Origin of the sequence: Euzebyella saccharophila, assembly GCF_014855495.1 — a bacterium.
Classification (GTDB): domain Bacteria; phylum Bacteroidota; class Bacteroidia; order Flavobacteriales; family Flavobacteriaceae; genus Euzebyella; species Euzebyella saccharophila.
Genome location: NZ_JACYFJ010000001.1, coordinates 1,160,601 through 1,181,128 on the forward strand (window position 1 = coordinate 1,160,601; position 20,528 = coordinate 1,181,128).

Genomic DNA, 20,528 nt, shown 5'->3' on the forward strand with positions numbered 1-20,528 from the left:
TTTATTGCTTGAAATATTGTAGTTCGAAAACTGATTTAAGATAATTGTCGAGTGTTTCCAGCGCATCCATTTCCGTCTGTATGGCATCTCTTATAATTTGGGTGAATGCGGCATAATCCACGGCACCTTCCTTATACGCTAACAATGCGCCTTGTCGCTGTTCCTCGGCAAGTGGTAAGGCCTTGTCCTTATAGAATTGCCACGATGCTTCCCATTTTAGATAGGCTTGCAACGCTTGTTGGTATTCTGATTGCAATTGCCGTTTTACAAAGGCTGCATTGGTCTCGGCAATTTCGCTTTGGATTTTGGCTGCCTTGGCCTGACTGCGTTCCGTACCGGTAAATAATGGAAGGGATATTCCTGCCTGGTAGGTATAGAACCCGCTACTGCCGTTCACCCGTTGCAGTCCGCCTTGAAGGTTGAGATTGGGCAACAAATCGGAACGTTCAGCTTGGTAGCTGGATTGGGCTTCCTCAATCCGCTTTTGCGAAAGTTCCAGTTCTGGATGGGTTTCTATTCTTTCAGGTAAGCCCAATATGGCTACTTCGCTTTCATCCAACCTATCGGGAACGGTATAGAACGTGTCGGAAACCAACCAAAGATTGAGCTTCTGAAGGGCAATGGCGTAATCACTTTCGGCCTGTTGCAGTTTATTGGTGATTTGCAACGCCTGATTGGTTGCCGATGAATATTCCAAACGTGAAATAGCTTCAACTTTATAGTTTAGTTCAATGGCTTTTTCAAATTGAGAATAGATGGAATCCAGTTCACGGTAGAGTTCAAATTTCTGCCGTTGCTGATAGGCCTCTGACCACGCCTTTTTCACTTCCTGTTCCACTTGAAGTGCGGATAGGTCAAATGCAGTTTCCGCCAAGGCGATACGCTGTTTTTGCAACCGCTTCTTTGCACCGATACCGAATAGATTGATGTTCTGTTGGCCGACGCCTACTATGGTATAGATGCCCTGGCAATCCGAAACTTCCTCACCGCCCGTGAACACTTGGGTATTCCCTAAATCATAGGCCGTGCCCTTTAAAGCGTTTTGCTTTTGGATTTCCAACTGTTTGGTTTTCAAGAGTGGATAGTTTTCCTTGGAAATTTCAACCGCCTGTTCCAACGTAACAACGGGTAGCATATCGTTATTTTGAACTTGCTGCGCTTCTACTTCTGCGAAAGCAAAAAAGAAACAAACCACCGCAGAAGCGGTTACGATTTTTGAATTGACCTTTACCTTACGTCCCGAACGTTTTTCTACCCATTGATAGAAAATGGGAAGAATAAAAAGGGTCAGCAATGTGGATGTAATCAATCCACCAATAACGACTGTCGCCAATGGTCGCTGAACTTCCGCCCCTGCGGATGCGGAAATCGCCATTGGTAGAAACCCAAGGATATCGGTAAAAGCCGTGAGCATTATGGGGCGCACCCGTCGTTTAGTGCCCTCGATGATACGTTCTTTCAAATCGGTGACACCTTCCTCTTTCAGTTCGTTGAGCCCGCTTATCATTACCAATCCGTTCAGTACGGCAACCCCAAAAAGCACAATGAAACCGACCCCTGCGGAAATACTAAACGGCATATCCCTGAGCCAGAGAGCGAACACACCGCCTATGGTGGCCATAGGGATGGCCAGATAGATCATCAGGGTCTGCGGAAAGGACTTAAGTGCGAAATAAATCAGGATGAAAATGAGCAACAAGGCTATGGGGACAACGGTCTGTAACCTATTGCTGGCCCGTTCCAGATTTTCAAAGGCACCACCGTAGCGTATGTAGTAGCCTGCGGGCAACTCAAACTGCGCATCCAGTCTTGCCTGAATGTCCTCGACAACCGACTTTACGTCCCTGTCACGGATGTTGATGCCCACATACGTTCTACGGTTGGTGTTGTCCCGGCTTATCTGCATCGGTCCGGGTTCATAGCTTACTTCGGCGATTTCCCGTAAGGGTATCTGGGAACCGTTGGGCAGATTGATGAAGAGGTTTTGAACATCCTCGATATCCTGGCGGTTTTCCTTTTGCAATCTAACTACCAAATCGAATCGCTTTTCGCCCTCGAAAATCACACCTGCCTTACCGCCCGCAAATGCGGCCTGCACCACATTGTTAAGTTGGTCGATTTCCAGGCCGTACTGTGCCACTTTGTTTCGGTTGTAATCAATGGTAATTTGCGGCAGTCCATCGGTGGCCTCGACTTTCATATCGGCAACACCGGGAACCATCGCAATGATTTTGCCCATTTCTTCGGCCTTACTTGCCAGCACATCCAAATCCTCACCGAACAGCTTGATAGCAACGTCTTCACGAACGCCTGTAAGTAGTTCATTAAAGCGCATTTCGATGGGTTGGGTAAACTCAAAATTGACACCGGGAACGATGCTAATGGCATCTTTCATCTTTTTGACCAGTTCATCTTTACTTTCCGCAGAGACCCATTCATCGGTTGGCTTCAGGATGACAAAAACATCGGCAATATCCATCGGCATAGGGTCGGTCGGAACATCGGCCACACCGATACGGCTAAGGACGGTTTCCACCTCGGGAAATTCCGCCTTGACGATGCGTTCTATCTTGGTGGTGGTCTCAATGGTTTCCGAGAGTGAACTTCCGGGTTTCAAAATGGCGTGAAAGGCGATGTCGCCCTCGTCCAATTGTGGAATGAACTCACCGCCCATTCTGGTAAAGACAAATATTGTCACCGCAAAAAGGGCAAGTGCAATACCCACGACTATTTTTCCCTTTGAAAGTGCCTTCGTAAGCAAGGGTTCGTATTTTCTTTCTATCCAATGCACGAACCTATCGCCATAAGACTTCTTCTCGGTTTTCGGTGATCGTAGGAACAGGGCGGATACCATCGGCACATAGGTCAGGCAGAGCAGCATCGCACCAATCATTGCAAAGATGAACGTGTGTGCCATTGGCTGGAACATCTTGCCCTCGACGCCTTCCAACGCCAATATGGGAAGGAATACTATAAGGATGATAAGTTGACCGAAAAATGCTGCATTCATCATTTTTTTGGAAGCCTTGGCAGCAATATCATCCCGTTTTTCCGAGCTGACCGTATTCTTTTTAGCCACGTAAGAATACATTAGGAACACCGTGGCTTCCACAATGATTACCGCACCGTCCACGATGATACCGAAATCGATGGCCCCCAAGCTCATCAGGTTGGCCCAGACATCAAATACGTTCATCAATATAAAGGCAAACAGCAGCGATAAGGGAATGGTCGAGGCCACAATCAGTCCACCACGCCAGTTCCCTAAAAGCAGTACCAGCACGAAGATGACGATAAGGCCGCCTTCCAATAGGTTTGTGGTCACCGTTCCCGTGGTTTCGGCAATCAGTTCGCTGCGGTCGAGGAACGGTTTGATGACCACGCCTTTAGGCAATGATTGCTGAATCTGTTCCATTCGCTGGGTCACGTTTTCGATGACCTCGTTGGAATTTGCCCCTTTCAGCATCAGAATCATCCCACCAACGGCCTCGCCCTTACCATCTTTGGTCAATGCACCATAGCGCACCGCACTTCCGATACGTACAGTTCCCACATCCTTGATTTTAATGGGAATACCCTCAACGGTCTTGACGACCATATTTTCAATATCCGAAACACTTCTGGCGAGACCCTCGCCACGGATAAAATTGGCCTGATGGTTACGCTCGATATAGGCACCACCCGTATTCTGGTTGTTACTTTCAAGGGTCTGGAAGACGTCTGAAATGGTAATGCCAATGGCGCGCAACTCGTCTGGGTCGACGGCCACTTCGTATTGTTTTTTGTTCCCACCAAATGCATTCACTTCCACAACACCGGGAACCATCGCCATTTGCCTGCGGACAATCCAATCCTGAATTGTTCGCAGTTCGGTAGCCGAGTAGTCGTCTTGGTATCCTTCTTCAACTTCAAGCGTGTACTGGTAGATTTCGCCCAACCCCGTTGAGATTGGCCCGATGGACGGTTGGCCAAAACCTTCGGGAATCTGTTCGCGTACTTCGGTCAGTTTTTCGGAAACGAGCTGTCGAGGTAGGTAGGTTCCCATATCATCATCGAAAACAACCGTTACCACGGAAAGTCCGAAACGAGATACCGAGCGGATTTCCTTAACGTCCGGTAAGTTGCTCATCGCCACTTCCACGGGATAGGTCACGAACTGCTCTATATCCTCTGTACCCAAATTGGGCGATTGCGTGATGACCTGTACCTGATTATTCGTAATATCCGGCACAGCATCAATGGGAACCTGGGTCATACTGTAGATACCGGCACCGATAAGTGTCAAGGTGAGCAGACCGATAATAAATTTGTTATTGATTGAAAAATCAATGATTCTGTTAATCATAAAAGAATGGTATTAATTCAGTTGAAATATTGAGGTGCATTCACGAGCAAGCGCAAACATACCTTTGAAGTTTTCAAAAGTTGAAAACTTCAAAACCGGATATAGCTATCCTGTAAAACTGAATTAAACCTGTGGGGGCTGAAAGAGAGAGAAAGTAATATCCTTACCTATACTGTCGAAGTGGGCAAAGTTATCCTGAGGAATGGTCGCTTTAAGCGGTTCGAAGTTAGCAATACCAAAGTGTATGGTGTGAACGTGACAGCAATGGCACTGGCAGAACGGTGAGCAAAGTTCACAATCATCCCCGTGGTCACCGTCAAAATCAACTACCGAGACGGTTTGGGAATCGTCGGCAACATTCTCTGAATCGCTACAAGGCACTAAATTGAGCGCCAAGAAGTAAATCGATAGTATGATTGCCATAACTTTCACGATGCAAAGATAACAGAATTTCGGTGCAACGGGGTTGCAAAATAAAATAGACACCCGTTTAAAAATTCACGACACTTTCAAGTGCATTATCCGCATCTTTATGAATAAAGTTGGATTGATACTTGATTGTTGTAGTTATGGAAGAATGCCTATAAAGTTTCTGAAGCATTTTTATGGGAATCTTATCCTCTGAGATATGCCCAAAGCTATGTCTTGCTATGTGCATAGTCACCTTTTTGGTTATCTCAGCTTTTAAAGCAGCATCCTTTAGATATTTGTTGAATTTCTTATTGGCTGTTTTAACTTTGGCATATACATCCTTCGGGTCTTTGAGGTTGGCTTTTTTCATTTCAGGAAACACAAAATCATCGTCACTGTTTCTTCCATTACGATAATGTTCTAAAATGTCGTTCGCCTTGTCAGGTATTCTAAGGGATAATAATTTGGAATTTTTATCCATTCGATAATGAAGTCGTCCATCATAAATATCATTCCAACGAATTTTAAGGACATCGGCTGTTCTTATCCCGGCAAAGTAAAAACTGAAAAGCCAGACATTTCTAGCGTGCTTCTCATTGTCACTAAGATTTTCAACACTTTCTAATGATACAATTTCTTCTTTCGTAAGGCCTACTTTCTCAGTTTCAGGAAATTTTATACGTATTTTATCAGAGCCAAAAGGATAGAGTTTTTTATCAACAATCCCCATCTTGATTGCTCTATTATAAATGGTTCTAATAACTACAAGGTTGTTCACGATTGACCTTTCGGAAATCTTTCTGGTAGCCATTAAATAACTTCTGAATTTTCTAAGAAATTGTTCATCAATTTCCTGAAAGGTCAGCTGCCTTGATTTCACAAAACTCAAAACGTGGTTTACACGAGCTTTGTCCGCAGAATGGCGTGCTAGTTTTTTGTTTGTTTCCTGTTCATTTAAAAATTCATCAGCCACCTCAAAAAAGCTGGTAGATTTGGACGAGCTATATAGCTTACTCTTAATCTGATTAGCAGTAATGTCTTTCTTTTCGGATTGTAGTTCCAATAACTTTCTACTGGCTTCGCTGAGCTTTGTGCTCAGTAAATTATTAAGCCTTGCAGCGTTTGGATGTGATTTCTTAACACGAATATTTTTTTCATCCCAATCTTTTATGTCAATATAGTGGCCGATGTAGTGATAATTGGAACTACGATTTTTTGTGATTCGAATAGCCAAAGGATAAAGCCCTTCCTTATTTGGTTTTTTTCTCAGGACGATTTTTACATTTGAAGCCATATCCAATGATTAATTTAGGATATAAAGTTAATCAATTTTGGTACAACATAGGTACAACAAATTTTAATTTTAAAGCACATCATATAATTTTAAATAAAATTAAAAAACTCATAAACAATTGATTATAAAATATATTGTGAGAAATTAACTAAAAATACACTGGATTCAAAATCCAGTTCCTTTGGAGTGTGGGTTCGATTCCCACCCAAGGTACAAAAGACCCTGTTAATCATTTGATTGGCAGGGTTTTGTTTTTTTGATCAGTAGTATTAATTGATTAAAGTAATAGAAAATTGTTTTTGTACGGTCCGAAAAAAAGGGAAGGCTACAAAAGGGGTAGGGCTACAGAGCCTGTGCAGCGTTTAACGAAACGGCCGACGAATACCTTTAAAACAATAAAAGTGTTAGGAATAATTGTGCATCATCGGTCTCGCTTATCGCAAGTTGGTGGAGTACGGGATGAGGATTTATCGGCTCAGTATCGGTTTGTTTGTTAAGTCAATTATTTTCTTTCTAAAGGTGTCGTCTATTGGTGATAAACTGTTGTTGTGCGCGTTTTATTGTTTTTGCTCGGTTCTTGTTTCGAATAATTTTTTGGTTAAAACTTCAACTATTTCTTCGGCCTGATTATTTAAATCCTTTGTTTGATCAAAGCTTAATCCACCAAGTTTATGTGTATCATCAAAATATCCAGGATAATTATCTACGTACCAAATAGGAATTATTGAGTTTGTTCCAAATCTTTCTTTGAAATTATCTGATTCGAATTTTGTCCATATTTTTTTTGGATAATCCTTACTCATTAAAACGATTACATAAAAGGCTTCAGATTTATAGATTGGAGCTAAATAATCCTCTACATTTTCAGCAAGAATTCGTGCCTGTTCGTTTTTATCGTAAAATACTGATACTTCTCTCTCTAAAAGAAGATCATTAATCTTGGAGGCCAAATCTCTATTTTCACCAGCAAATGAAAGAGCATAGTCGTATTTGTTACTGAATGAAAGACTTATGTATCCTACCTTTTTGGAAAATTTTGACCATAAAATATTCCTTAAATAGAACATGAACTTAGGGTCTTCAACCGCCAATACTCTAGAATTAGGATCATAATGAATAACATCCTTAAGTTCTTCATTATCTCTAATTATACCTTCAAGAAATCCTTTATCTACGACTTGAGAAACACTTAGTTTATTATCTGGATACTTTAGGTAGATATCATCTATTTGAATTGACCATTCTTCCGATAAAGACAGCCAATATAATAGGTGAAGATATGGAGCTCTTCCCTCTCTTCTTAATCGGTTCCCAACTGCAAATTTTCTTGCTTTTGGATAAAAAATTCTTTCGAAATCTGAGAGAACTTTTTCTTTTATAACTTCTATACTCTGATCTATTTTTGTTTTATCGGAAACAGTTTCTAAAACATGGGCTTGAGTACATGTTTCTTTTGAAAGTAGCTGGGCGATATGAAAACTACCTTTTGCTAAATTTATAATCTCCTCTTTCGTATTAAAATTTATGTTCAGGACTTTTTCTCCAAGTGAAATCAGTTCGGATATTTTATTCTCTGGATTCTGCTCAAATTTTATGGTATCAATTCTATTATTTAAGTCACCAGCAATTTGAACCAAAGAATCACCTGCTTTATTGATTCCGATTAATATAAGTTTATCATCGGTTCTTTCTTCATCGGCCAGAACTTTCATATAATCAGCTATAGCAGATTTTAAGTCTAATTCCAATAGATGAAAATCATCGATTATTACTGTACCCAAATTGTCAAATTCAGGCAGAATTCTTATAAATTCTAAATCATCCTTTTTTCTCGCCGTTAAGGAAGTAATATTTGCATTTAGTCCTAATTCTTCAATAACTTTTATTACGCATGTAGTTTTTCCAATTCCAGATGGTCCTTCAACTACCAAACATCTTCCTTTAGTTCTCAACGAAACTAATATTGAATTATACTCAGCTGGTTTTACAAATGTATATGTGGGAATTCCAGATGTTTTAAAAACATCTTCTAGATATGCTTTCATAGGTTAGTTTGTGGTTACAAGATATAAATTTAATGGAAAGTTTAATTTTAGTGTAGAAAGCTCTACAACGCAGGACTATATGTAGTCGTGCGTTTGGATTTTTGTTTTTCGCACCGGTAAGGTACGTAAAAAAGAAAAATACAAAGGAGTGCACCAGATTGGGTATCCGCCAGAATGGCTTTGTCGAGCTGGTAGCAATTCGGTTTCACTTTTAGGTGAATTGTGCACACGGGACGTGTATGATCAGTTGCGAGATTTTAGTACAGGGTTTGTCTTTTTGTATTGTGAATAATTGCTTACTGTATTTTCGGCTAGGGAAATCCGCTAGCAATGAATTATAGCCCGCGTGCGGGTAGTTTTTTATTCCTCCATTCTATTTTTCAAGTCCATTCTTTCATGTAGGATTCTTGTGATTTCGATTAAATCTTTTTCCAAGGTTCTAAAGAATATTATGTGTTTGTTTTCTTTGAACCCGAATAGGGTAGGGGTAATTCCAGCGTAGTTTTTCCCAAGTGTTGGATTGTCCGCAATCCATTTACAGGATTCCATAAGTTCCCGATAATATTTGTCCGCTTGTTTTTCAGACCATTTATCTGCGGTATATTCCCAAATTCCATTTAAATCGGCAACTGCTTTGTTGGTCAATTTGAATTTAGCCATTGGCTTTTCTCTTGGCTTTTAAATCTTTTAGATTTTTTTCCCAATCAAAGTCGTGCGCAATTCCACTATCGATTCCCTCTTGAATCGCTTTGCGTAGGGCAATCACCTTACTTTCCTCATTTTCCAGTAACCTAAGCCCTGCACGAATTACTTCGCTCACATTTTTATAGCGTCCCTCAGAAATTTGTTCATGAACGAATTGGTCAAAGTAAGTACCTAATGATATCGATGTGTTTTTACTCATTGCAACTAGATTTTGAATAAAAATACCAATAATTGGTAATATTTCAAAATTACAGGCAGCGCAGGACTATATGTAGTCGCGCATTCGGATTTTTGTTTGTCTTAAGGAAAGGTACGCAAAAAAGAAAAATACAAAGGAGCACACCATATTGCATACCCGTCAGGAAGGCTTTGTCGGGCTGGTAGCAATTTGGGTTCACCTTTAGGTGACCGGGCGAAACGACCAATGAAAACCTTTAAAACAATAAAAGTGTTAGGAATAATTGTGCATCCTTATTTGATTGACAGTCTTTTTATGTTGTTAAATTTTTAGGTCATAGGTTTTTTGGAAAACACCTTGGTACTGGTTTTCATATCGGCATAACGAGGGTCCTGAATGTAGTCTTGCTTTTGCATTTTTACTACCTCAATGCTCAAAAAACCAAATTCACTTACCACCTTGCCGTAAAAACGGTATACCCCTTTGCCCCTGAAAAAATAATTGGCAGCTACGGGCGGAAACAAAACAGTATCGAAAACCTCTCCTTTTTGATCTACCAAGGTGGCAAAATGCATTCGCTTACCATGATGGGTCTTTGTATTTTTTACCGTTACCAAATAGCCATAAATATCAATATAATTGTTTAAGAAACGCTCTAAGTCGGCAGCACATCTATTGTTTTTAGGCGGTTCTGCCAATATATCGAACGGGCTGCACAAGCAAAAGCCCAATAGTTCAAGTTCGGCAAAGGCCGTTTCTAAATGGGTGGTATGCAGGTGGGGAATCTTAAAATCTTGATGTTTGGGCGGAAACAGTTTCGGGTGGTCTATTTTCGTGCTTTTGTTGAGGAATAAATGGGCTTTCCAGAGTAGTTGATGTTTGTTGACCCCTGTAAACCTAAAGGCGTCAATACGGATTAAAATACTTATCTGTTCTATGGAAATGCCTACCCGATCCAAAAAATCTTCCAGGGAAGAAAAACTTCCGTTTTTGCCCCGTTCTTTTAAGATACGTTCAGACACCCGAAGTTCCAGCTCCCGCAAGTAGCCAAATCCTAAAAAAATATCCTTCCCATAAATAGCATTTACATGAAAACTTTGGTTGACGCAGGGCGGATGTATAATACCTCCCAACATACGTGCTTCATGTACATAGAACTCCGCGCGATAAAATCCGCCGCCGTTATTGAGTACGGCCACCATATATTCCAAGGGAAAATAGGCCCGTAAATAGAGGGTCTGATAACTTTCTACCGCATAAGAGGCCGAGTGCCCTTTGGCAAAGGCGTAACCTGCAAAACTGGCAATCTGCTCCCAAACTTCAAAAATGACACTGTCTGGCTCCCCTTTTTTTCGGCAATTGTCAATAAATTTTAAACGGACTTTGTCAAACTCTTCCCGAGACCGGAATTTACCGCTCATTCCCCTGCGGAGCACATCGGCTTCGCCCAAATCCAAATCCGCAAAATGGTGCGCCACCTTAATGACATCTTCTTGATAGACCATGACCCCGTAGGTTTCCGGCATAATATCCAACATCACCGGATGTCCTTTTTCTTCGGCCCTGCCTTTGTTCCTGTGCCGTAGGATATACTCGCGCATCATTCCGCTTTTTGCCACTCCCGGGCGAATGATGGAGCTTGCCGCCACCAACCCCAAGTAATTATCCACTTCCAGTTTTCTCAAAAGCATGCGCATGGCGGGCGATTCCACATAAAAACACCCCATACATTGAGCTGTTTTAATCAACTCATTAACCGACCGATCAGTCTTAAACTTTCGCACATTATGAATATCGAAGCTGTTAGCCTTTTCAGGCTGATTGTAGGCTATGATATCCAAGGTCTCCCTTATTTTCGAGAGTCCGCGCTGCCCTAGAATGTCAAATTTAAAGAGGCCTACGTCTTCGGCAATGACCATATCAAACTGGGTAGTCGGAAACCCCTTGGGCGGAAGGTGTGTTGCGGAGAACCAATGCAAGGGCTTATCACTGATCAAGATACCGCCCGCATGAATGCTTAAATAATTGGGCATTCCCATCAATAATCGTCCATATTTGATGACCAAACGAGAAATATCATCGGAACTTTTTGGGCTATATCCACCTTCACACAGGGCGTCTATTTCCCGCTTTGGCAAACCGAACACTTTGCCCAACTCCCTAATAACCCCCCTTTCCTTAAAAGTGACATAGGTACCTAAAAGCGCTACATGCTCAAACCTGTCAAAAATATATTGGGTCATTTCGGGGCGATCGCGATGCGAAAAATCAATATCAAAATCTGGCGGATTGGCGCGGTACAGATTGATAAAACGCTCAAAATAGAGGTCAAGTTCTATGGGGTCTACATCGGTAATGCGTAAAAGATAGGCAACTATACTGTTGGCGCCACTACCACGCCCCACATAGAAAAACCCACGCTTTCTCGCTTCACTTACAATATCATGATTGATCAGGAAATAGGACACAAAGCCCATCTCTTTTATGAGTTTCATCTCTTTTTCCAAACGTTCTAGAATACCCTCCCCACCATCAGGATAGCGGTAGGGCAGGCCTTCTTGGCAAAGTTTTTCAAGAAGGGCCTCGTCTGCTTCTTGAGAGCCCAAATACGTACGCAGGTTCTGTGGGGACCTGTTTTCCGAGAAATCGAAAAAAATATGGCATGACCTTAGCAAGCTCTCCGTGTTTTCCAAAATATGCGGATGCTCAGAAAAAGCGGCTGCCAAATTGGTTATGGGAAACATTTTTTCGTCTTCGGAAGCCTCTTCGGTCTTTTCCAGTTGACTCAATAGGATATTGTTGTCAATGGCCCGGAGAAGTCGGTGGGCATTAAAATCACTTTTATGCCTGAAGGTAACCGGCTGTAGCACCACCAATTTATTCTTTAAATTGGATAGTTTTGAGAAGGGTAGTTTTCGTAAGTCCTTAATGGAAACACCTATAAACTCCTTCTCTCCCAAATGGTCTATTTCGTGCAACAGTACTTTTTCAAAAGGGTATACCACATAGGCATTTTGAAATTTGGGCGCCGTTGGGGGAATTTCTTTTTGCTGATGCAAATGCCGTGATAGAAAATTATTCAGCTCCATAAATCCCTCATTGTTTTGTGCGATGCCCACAAAGCAGGGGTCTATTCCGTTTCTAAAATCAATGCCCAAAATAGGCGTTACATTAAAATCAGGAGCCAAACGGACAAAATTGAGACAGGCCGAAGTATTATTGATATCGGTTAGTACTAAGCGGGTAACCTCGTTCTCTTGGGCCAAGCGCAGCAGTTCCTTTTCGGAAAATGTTCCGAAGCGAAGACTATAATATGTGTGACAATTTAAATACATATTTTTTGCCCAATTCAATTTTTACAAGGTCAACATACCGTAGAGGGTGTATTTATTCACTAGCCCCTAATCCCTAACTCCTAATCCCTAACCCCTAACCCCTAACTCCTGTCTTACTGCTTTCTATGCGCCAATACTATAGGCGGCCTACCGTCAAAAGGGTTTTGCATTCGCCCCACCGTTTTGGCTCCCATGCCCGAAGCCCTAATCACACTTTTATCACCGTAGCGTTTTCGAATATGGTCCATGGCGTGGTAGAGGCTCAGAATCTCCTCCGTATCATCAAAGAGATTGATCTGATAATTGCCCGATACTAAGTGGCTGAACCGTATACCTATTAATCGTACCAACAAGCGGCGGTTGTACAGCGATTTGAACATTTCCAATATTTTAGGAATGAGAATATGGTCTGCGCTTGTATAGGGAATACGCAATTGCTTGGAGTAGGTGTTAAAATCGGAATACCGGATTTTTACCGCGATACAGGCCGTTAATTTTTCTCCCCTTCGTAATTGGTAGGCCAGATTTTCGGTCATGGCGATAAGGATTCCTTTCAATTTTGTTACATCTATGGTATCCTTGTCAAACGTACGTTCCGTTGAAATTGATTTTCGGTCACAAAACGGAATTACCGGGGTGTGGTCAATGCCATTGGCCCGTTTCCATATGACTCCTCCGTTCTTGCCCAGCACCCGTTGCATCACGTCAATAGGCATTTCCTGTATGGTTCGTACTTGCCGTAAACCTAGGTTGCGAAGGGTTTGATAGGTTTTATCGCCTACCATGGGTATTTTTTTGATGGACAATGGGGCCAAAAAAGGCTTTTCAAGTCCGAAATCGATTTTTAATTGATTATCCGGTTTCGCCTCGTTCGTAGCCACTTTTGAAACCACTTTGTTTACCGATAGGCCAAAGGAAATAGGCAATCCGGTTTCTTTGGTAATACGCTGTCTGAGCTCCGATGCGTATTTGTAAGAACCGAAAAAACGGTCCATTCCGGTAAGGTCTGCGTAAAACTCGTCGATACTCGATTTTTCGAAAAGCGGTACTTTTTCTTGGATGATTTCGGTAACCATATCGGAGAACTTACTGTAGGTGCCTGCATTCCCCTTAATGGGAACGGCTTCGGGACAAAGTTCTTTGGCCATTTTCATAGGCATGCCCGAGTGTACTCCAAATTTACGCGTCTCATAACTACAGGCGGCAACTACACCACGATCGCTCAACCCCCCAACCAATATGGGTTTGTTCTTGAGCTCAGTATTCATACGCCGCTCTACGGACACAAAAAAAGTATCAAGGTCTAAATGTAAAATGGTCTTCTGCATAGCTGATCCAAAAAATAAATCGGGACAGCTAAATTATGGAATAATTCCATTTAATTGGAATATTTCCAATATAAGAGATGAAAATTAACAGAAATCAAAAGAGTGCGTTACTATCCTGATTTCTGTTAAAGTGTTTTTTCGTTTTCGTTTACAGGTTGATAGCTACTTTTCCGCCGGTTTCTACGGCTCTATAGATGGCATCGATTATTTTCATGTCTTTCAATCCTTCTTCCCCATCTAACGGAACAATGGGCTGTACCCCTTCAAAAATAAGTTGTGACATACCATCCATTTGCAAGGTTTGGTGCGTGATATGGGGCTGATCCAATTCTCCTTTATGGGTACGCCCTTTAATAGGACCGTAACCGGTAGAAGGTTTCATCTCTACCCATCCCTCGGAACCTGTCATAAAAAAGCGGTCCAGATGGCTCATATTGTAAGTGGACAAACAGTTGGCCACCGCACCGCTAGGGAAGCCCAACTGAAATTGAATGGTTTCGTCAACTCCTTCCTTGAATTTAATGGGGTCGGTTTTGGTTTCTTGGGCGGTCACCCAAATAGGCTCTTCGCCCAGCATGTAACGCGCACCGTTTATGGAATAGATGCCAATGTCCATCATGGCACCACCACCGGCCAATTCTTTGTTTAAACGCCATTGGTTGGGGTCACCAATAGTAAAACCCGATTGTCCCTGAAAGAATTTCACCTTCCCGAATTCCCCGTTTTGCCTCATTTTAATGACCTCTACCGTTTTAGGCTCATAATGCATGCGATAACCAATGAGCAAATGTACCTTGGCAGCCTTACAGGCATCGACCATTTCTTGGGCCTCATCAGCATTTACCGCCATGGGCTTCTCACAGATAACATGCTTTCCTGCTTTCGCAACCCGTATAGACTGGTCTTTGTGCAATCCGTTAGGGGTAATCACATAAACCGCATCAATATCCTTGTTGTCTTTGATAGCATCAAAATTCTCGTAGTTGTAACAGTTTTTTTTCGGAATATCGTACTTGGCCTGCCAGTCTTTTATTTTTGATGGAGTTCCACTGATAACGCCCACCAATTTTGCCCGTTTGCAATCTTTCATAGCTTCCGCTACTCGGGTACCATAACTACCAAGTCCCATAATGGCCACTTTTAAGACCGGACCTTGGTACGGTGCTTCGGTAACCGCAAAAAGAGGGTTGCTGTGGTATAATAGAGGTAGGCCAACTGCCGATACGGTCAGTTTTTCCAAAAAATTTCTTCGTGATGCCATAGTAGTGTTCTGTTTGTTGAATTCTAAAAGTAAAACATTCAATCGTAACATAAAATGTTTTATTTAGTGAAAGTAAAGCCGGCAATAACGGGATTGGGATAAAAGAAGGAGTTTTTCATTTTGCTAAATGAAAACCGTTGTGTACAGGAAAATCAAAATAATTAACTTGCTTGCCAACGGGAACAGCCCCAAAGTAAAACGTGAATCCGTTATGATAAGATTCAACGTAGGGGTTCTATTTTTTAAGAATACACCAAACAACCTTTTTTATGATGCAACTACCTTTCAAGTCTATTACCAAAACGGCATTATATAGTCTGATTTTCTTTGTCACATGCCATTTTCATGCACAGACAGTCAAAAACGGATTTGTAAAAACCACCTTGACCAAGGAGTTTCTTTCAGAGGGTGTAGCAACGGCAGATGTAAACAATGACGGTCTTTTGGATATTGTGGCCGGTTATTCTTGGTTTGAAGCACCAAATTGGGAACGCCATGAGGTGGCTCCCTTTAAGAGCTACGACCCTTACAAAGAGTATAGCGAGTCTTTCTTGAACTTGGGAATGGATGTAAATTTAGACGGTTGGGATGATGTTGTAATAGTAGGGTATCCCGGTGAAGGCGGATTTTGGTTTGAAAACCCTAAAAATGAAGAGGGCTATTGGACCAAACACATGATAGCGGATGCCATGGGTATTTCCAATGAGTCCCCAGGGTTTTTGGACATTGATGGAGATGGCCGCTTGGATATTTTGTGCGGAGATTATGAAAAAAGGCAAATAGTATGGCTTCAGGCTCCTAAAACAAAAGGGGAAACAGAATGGAAGCGCTATCCGCTTACCAAAGAAAATGTTTCTGGTACGGATCGGTATTCGCATGGCATTGGTTATGGTGATGTAGATGGTGATGGTTTCAAAGATGTATTGGTGACCAATGGATGGTTCAAGGGAACCGCAGATTTAAAATCAGGAAACTGGGAATTTCAGGAAGCCAACTTGGGAGAACCCTGTTCCCATATGTATGTATTTGATGTAAATGACGATGGATTAAATGACGTGTTAAGTGCTTCTGCACACAAATTGGGAGTTTGGTGGCATGAGCAGGATAAATCCGGTAGTTTTAAGACGCACTTGATGACCGAGACTACCTCTCAAACACATTCTTCCATTATGGCGGATTTAAATGGAGATGGAAGAAATGACTGGGTAACAGGAAAGCGATTTTTGGCGCATAATGGCAATGATCCCGGAGACGCAGATACACCCTATCTTTTTTGGATTGAATTTATGCCCGGCCAGAAACCTTATTTTAAGGAACATTTAATTGATTCCGATTCGGGGGCCGGACTCAATATTGCCATTGCCGATATGGATAAAAACGGAAAGCCGGATATCGTCATCGCTAATAAAAACGGTGTTTTTCTTTTCCAGAACATGTTGGAAGATAAGTGAAGCTGGTAATTTTTTAATCACATACCCAACATTTGAGGGCAATCTGCGTTATAGCAAGTACTACGGTTATGTTTGCCAATTAGAAATAGGGTAAGCATCGGGCAAAAATTTTTGGAGTGTCGTTTTTTAAAGCGAAATACATTTTTCTGTTCACAGTACTTCTCTGTTTTTGGGCAAATTCGTATGCCAAAAGCATGGTGGGTGTCCGTTCTATGCCTTTTGTACAACTGCAGGAAATACCTAGCGATTCCACGGATAAAAAGACTAAAATAAAAATTACCTCTCCCAATTCATCAACAGTTTGGGACATTACCCAACCAGCTAAGCTGGAATGGTCTACCATCAACATTGGCCCTGAGAAATCTATAAGGTTCTTTTTAGCATTAAATGATATGGTAGTACAAGAACTGGGTACTTTTAAAAATTCCTTTAGTGTTTCCGATATTATTCTGGCAAAGAATATCAGTACCGGCGATGCGTACCAAGTGGTAGGAATTGAGCTTTTTCCTGATAACAAATATCAAATTGCCAAGTTTGCCACTCCTTATTTTTCCATCAAAAACCCTATTTCAGATGCGAGAAAGAAGGCCTACGAGGAGAAAAATCGACAAAAACGGACACCCTCCCCTATAGCTGTAGAACCGGTCAACCAATTTGATGGCCGTAATATTACCTATGTAAAAGAAGTTGCTTTTGACAAAGAAGATATCACTATTGATATTTGGGACCACGGCAGGCAAGATAATGACATCGTTTCTATCTACCTGAACGGAAAAACAGTAATTGCCAAACACCTTTTGACCTATCAGAAAAAAAGAGTGAGCTGTAAACTCGAAAAAGGCAAGGCCAACGACCTATTTCTTTATGCCCATAATTTGGGCAACTCGCCGCCCAATACCGTTTCCATTGAGATTACGGATGGCAGTACTTCGGAAAAAATTATTCTCAATTCCGATTTAAAAAGCTGTGAAGCCGTTCAAATTAGTGTGAAGCCCTAGGCTATTATAAGCCCTTGTTCAAAACATAGGCGGCATCGTTCCAGCGTAATTCTTGCTTAAAGCGGTATAGGTCTGTCTTTTCATCAATTAATAAAAACTCAATATCCATGATTTCAGCAAAATCTTCCAACGATTCAGCTGATATGTTTTGGCTATAGCAGGTATGGTGTGCACCACCTCCGTAAATCCACGCCGCTGCGGCGGTCTGCAAATCTGGTTTTGGGTCCCATAGCACTCTGGCGACGGGCAGTTTGGGCATATCGTGTTCAATTTCCAAAGCCTCTACTTTGTTCACCAGCATTCTAAAACGGTTGCCCATATCAACAATGGAAGCGTTCAATGCCTTTCCTGCACCGGAATTGAATACCAAACGTACAGGGTCTTCTTTGCCGCCAATGCCTAATGGGTGTACTTCGCAGTGTACATCGCCATTGGCAATCGTCGGGCATATTTCAAGCATATGTGAGCCCAGACAACTTGATTTTGAGGGATGGAAATGATAGGTGTAGTCTTCCATAAAACTGTTACCGCCTTTTAGCCCAGAGCCCATGACCTTCATGGTACGCACAAGCGCAGCGGTTTTCCAATCTCCTTCTCCACCGAAACCGTAACCACTGGCCATCAAACGCTGGGTGGCAATACCGGGAAGCTGTTTCATGCCGTGCAAATCTTCAAAGGTATCGGTAAAGGCTGTGTAGCCACCCTCCTCTAAAAAGTCACGCATTCCCAATTCAATTTTAGCGGCATCCAATAACGATGTACGCATATTTCCATCGGATTTTAATCCTTCCGCCAGTTGGTACGTTTCTTCATACTCCTGAACCAACGTTTCAATTTGTTTCTCGGAGATGGCATCAATAAACTTCACCAAATCGCCTACACCATAACCATTTACCTCGTACCCAAATTTTATTTGAGCGGATACCTTGTTGCCGTCAGTAACGGCCACTTGCCGCATATTATCACCAAAACGGGCTACCTTCATTTTTTTGGAATCGGCTACGGCACAGGTGACCCTGCACCAGTTGGCAATTTTCGCGATAACGGATTCGTCCTGCCAATGTCGTACGACCACTTTTCTGTTCATTCGCATGCGCGAGGCCATAAAACCAAACTCGCGCCCCCCATGAGCTGACTGGTTCAAGTTCATGAAATCCATGTCAATGGAGCCCCAAGGAATATCTCTATTGAACTGGGTGTGCAAATGAAGAAATGGTTTTTGTAAGGCTTTTAAACCGGCAATCCACATTTTTGCAGGGGAAAAGGTGTGCATCCAAGTGACCAAACCAACACAATTCTCTGTGTTGTTGGCTTCCATACAAAGCCTGTATATTTCATCCGGCGTTTTTACGGTAGGTTTATGGAGTACCTTTACAGGTATATTCTTTTCTGCATTTAAAAATTGGGCAATCTCTTGAGAATGGTTTGTAACCTGTTCTAGGGTTTCAGGGCCGTAGAGGTGTTGGCTTCCGGTCACCAACCAAACCTCGTAATGGGAAATATTGATCATTATTTACTTTTTATTCTTTATAAACTTAGGGTACTAAAGGAAATCATTATGTAAACTACAATTAAGAGTACAATGACGGAGGTAACAATATCCCAAATATTGTAACTGCCTTTTCCTTCTTCTTTTTGTTCAGCGGAAACGCTACCGAATGTCAAGCCGGCCAATTGGGTTTGGGACGGTGCAGGATAGAACATACTTACTACAATTGCTATGGCGATACACATGGCGAAAAAGTAGGCCCCGAATACCAACCAGTTGATATCGGCCAGTTGAAACATAAAACTACCTTCGGCAAAACTGGACTTTAAAATTTCCAAAGTCAACTTGGCAAAGCCAATGATGAAGCCGCCCACCAAGGTGGCGATAGCGCCATTGGCGTTGATTCGCTTGTAGAAAATTCCTAAAAGGAACACTGCCGCAATCGGGGGCGAAATGTATGCCTGTACGTTTTGCAGGTACTCGTATAATCCGTCGGATAGGGTAGTGATAATAGGAATCCAAAGAAGACCCAAGCCAACCACAAAGAAAGTGGCTATTCGGCCTGTTTTTACCAATTCTTCTTCTGGCTTTTCAGGTTTTAGTTTTTTATAAATATCCAAGGTGAAGAGGGTGGAACACGAATTGAAGACCGAAGCCAAAGAGCTCATTAAGGCCGCTAAAAGTCCCGCAGCTACTAAACCTCGTAGACCAGAGGGCATTAAGTTACTCATCAACACCGGAAAGGCCTCATCCGGGCTGTCCCAATCCAATTTTCCTTGCATTTTAAGCCCCAAAGCAACTACGCCGGGAATCAAGAATAGGAACACTGGCATGAGCTTGAGCAACGCCCCAAAGATACTTCCCCTTCTACCTTCCTTTATATTTTTTGCGGTTAGTACTCGTTGTACAATCACCTGATCGGTACACCAGTACCAAATACCCACTACGGTACTGGTAATGAACAAAGGCAGCCAAGGATAATCAGGGTCAGAATTAGGTCGCCACATATTGAAATAATCGGCACCAACGGTTTCTTTAAGTTCCCCCCATCCGCCTACGGCGTCCAATCCTAAATAGGTAAGAATTCCAGCGCCAAAGACCAATACTATGGCTTGAATAGTTTCCGTATACACTACAGCACGCATCCCGCCCAGAACGGTATAAAGCCCCGTGAGAACAACCGTTGCTACGGCCCCAATCCAAAAAGGAATTCCCAACAGAGCCGAAACGACCACCCCACCGGCATAGATTGTGACCGATACTTTGGTCAAGATATAGGCAATCAATGAAACGATAGACAATACCCAGCGAGAGCGGGCATCAAACCTTCTTTCCAAAAATTCTGGCATGGTGAACACCCCGCTGCGCGCATAAAACGGCAAAAAGACCCAGCCCAGCATAAGAACGAGCCAAGCGTGCAATTCATAAATAAGCAGCGGCATTTTGTCTCCAGCCCCGTTTCCGGCGAGACCTACTACGTGCTCAGAGCCAATATTGGAAGCAAATATGGAAGCACCCACCACGAACCAGCCAATATTTCTACCGGCAAGAAAGTAATCTTCCGTATTTTTTTGTTTTTGCATGATGACCCACCATGCCACTCCTAAAAGTACCAGAAAATAGAGGGCAATTACCACCCAGTCCAGCGTATCCAATCCTTTCATAATATCGTTTTAGTTGGTTGAAAA

The 20,528-nt window shown here is 42.3% G+C and carries 13 protein-coding genes; 2 read left to right on the forward strand and 11 right to left on the reverse strand.

All coding sequences use genetic code 11. The features are described from left to right. Window position 1: 1 nt before the first annotated feature. The 9 genes from IL355_RS04905 to IL355_RS04940 form a co-directional block, all read right to left on the reverse strand. Window positions 2–4,345 carry a CusA/CzcA family heavy metal efflux RND transporter gene (locus IL355_RS04905; protein WP_192461042.1) on the reverse strand — a complete coding sequence of 1,448 codons (4,344 nt, stop codon included), beginning with the start codon at window positions 4,343–4,345 and terminating at the stop codon, window positions 2–4. A 123-nt stretch (window positions 4,346–4,468) separates the two neighbouring features. After that, window positions 4,469–4,768: a DUF6660 family protein gene (locus tag IL355_RS19365; RefSeq protein ID WP_317175471.1), complete on the reverse strand. Its 300-nt coding sequence runs from the start codon at window positions 4,766–4,768 to the stop codon at window positions 4,469–4,471. Between the two features lie 67 nt (window positions 4,769–4,835). Continuing rightward, window positions 4,836–6,050 (reverse strand): site-specific integrase, encoded by a 1,215-nt coding sequence (locus tag IL355_RS04910; protein ID WP_192461043.1) that lies wholly within the window; start codon window positions 6,048–6,050, stop codon window positions 4,836–4,838. A gap of 557 nt (window positions 6,051–6,607) precedes the next feature. Next, complete coding sequence (locus IL355_RS04915) at window positions 6,608–8,095, reverse strand: TIR domain-containing protein (protein ID WP_192461044.1); 1,488 nt, start codon at window positions 8,093–8,095, stop codon at window positions 6,608–6,610. Between the two features lie 360 nt (window positions 8,096–8,455). Next, entirely contained in the window at window positions 8,456–8,755 is a 300-nt protein-coding gene (locus IL355_RS04920) for a type II toxin-antitoxin system RelE/ParE family toxin (protein ID WP_192461045.1), read from the reverse strand. Continuing rightward, a complete protein-coding gene (locus tag IL355_RS04925) occupies window positions 8,748–8,999 on the reverse strand; it encodes a type II toxin-antitoxin system ParD family antitoxin (protein WP_192461046.1) in 252 nt (83 codons plus the stop codon). Before IL355_RS04925 ends, IL355_RS04920 begins: the two co-directional genes overlap by 8 nt. Window positions 9,000–9,307: 308 nt before the next feature. Further along, entirely contained in the window at window positions 9,308–12,313 is a 3,006-nt protein-coding gene (locus IL355_RS04930) for a DNA polymerase III subunit alpha (RefSeq protein WP_192461047.1), read from the reverse strand. Between the two features lie 113 nt (window positions 12,314–12,426). Next, on the reverse strand, window positions 12,427–13,641 hold the full coding sequence (gene dinB, locus IL355_RS04935) for a DNA polymerase IV (RefSeq protein ID WP_192461048.1): 1,215 nt from the start codon (window positions 13,639–13,641) through the stop codon (window positions 12,427–12,429). Window positions 13,642–13,789: 148 nt separating this feature from the next. After that, window positions 13,790–14,902, reverse strand: coding sequence for a Gfo/Idh/MocA family protein (locus IL355_RS04940; protein WP_192461049.1), 1,113 nt, complete (start codon window positions 14,900–14,902; stop codon window positions 13,790–13,792). A 269-nt stretch (window positions 14,903–15,171) separates the two neighbouring features. Here IL355_RS04940 and IL355_RS04945 point away from each other — a divergent pair, with 269 nt between their 5' ends. Beyond that, entirely contained in the window at window positions 15,172–16,353 is a 1,182-nt protein-coding gene (locus tag IL355_RS04945) for an FG-GAP repeat domain-containing protein (protein WP_192461050.1), read from the forward strand. 116 nt (window positions 16,354–16,469) lie between these two features. After that, window positions 16,470–17,351 (forward strand): hypothetical protein, encoded by an 882-nt coding sequence (locus IL355_RS04950; protein ID WP_192461051.1) that lies wholly within the window; start codon window positions 16,470–16,472, stop codon window positions 17,349–17,351. 4 nt (window positions 17,352–17,355) lie between these two features. On the opposite strand, the gene araA is transcribed toward IL355_RS04950, so the two are convergent. Next, window positions 17,356–18,861 (reverse strand): L-arabinose isomerase, encoded by a 1,506-nt coding sequence (gene araA / locus IL355_RS04955; protein ID WP_192461052.1) that lies wholly within the window; start codon window positions 18,859–18,861, stop codon window positions 17,356–17,358. Between the two features lie 17 nt (window positions 18,862–18,878). Further along, on the reverse strand, window positions 18,879–20,504 hold the full coding sequence (locus tag IL355_RS04960; RefSeq protein WP_192461053.1) for a sodium:solute symporter: 1,626 nt from the start codon (window positions 20,502–20,504) through the stop codon (window positions 18,879–18,881). Between the last annotated feature and the right edge of the window lie 24 nt (window positions 20,505–20,528).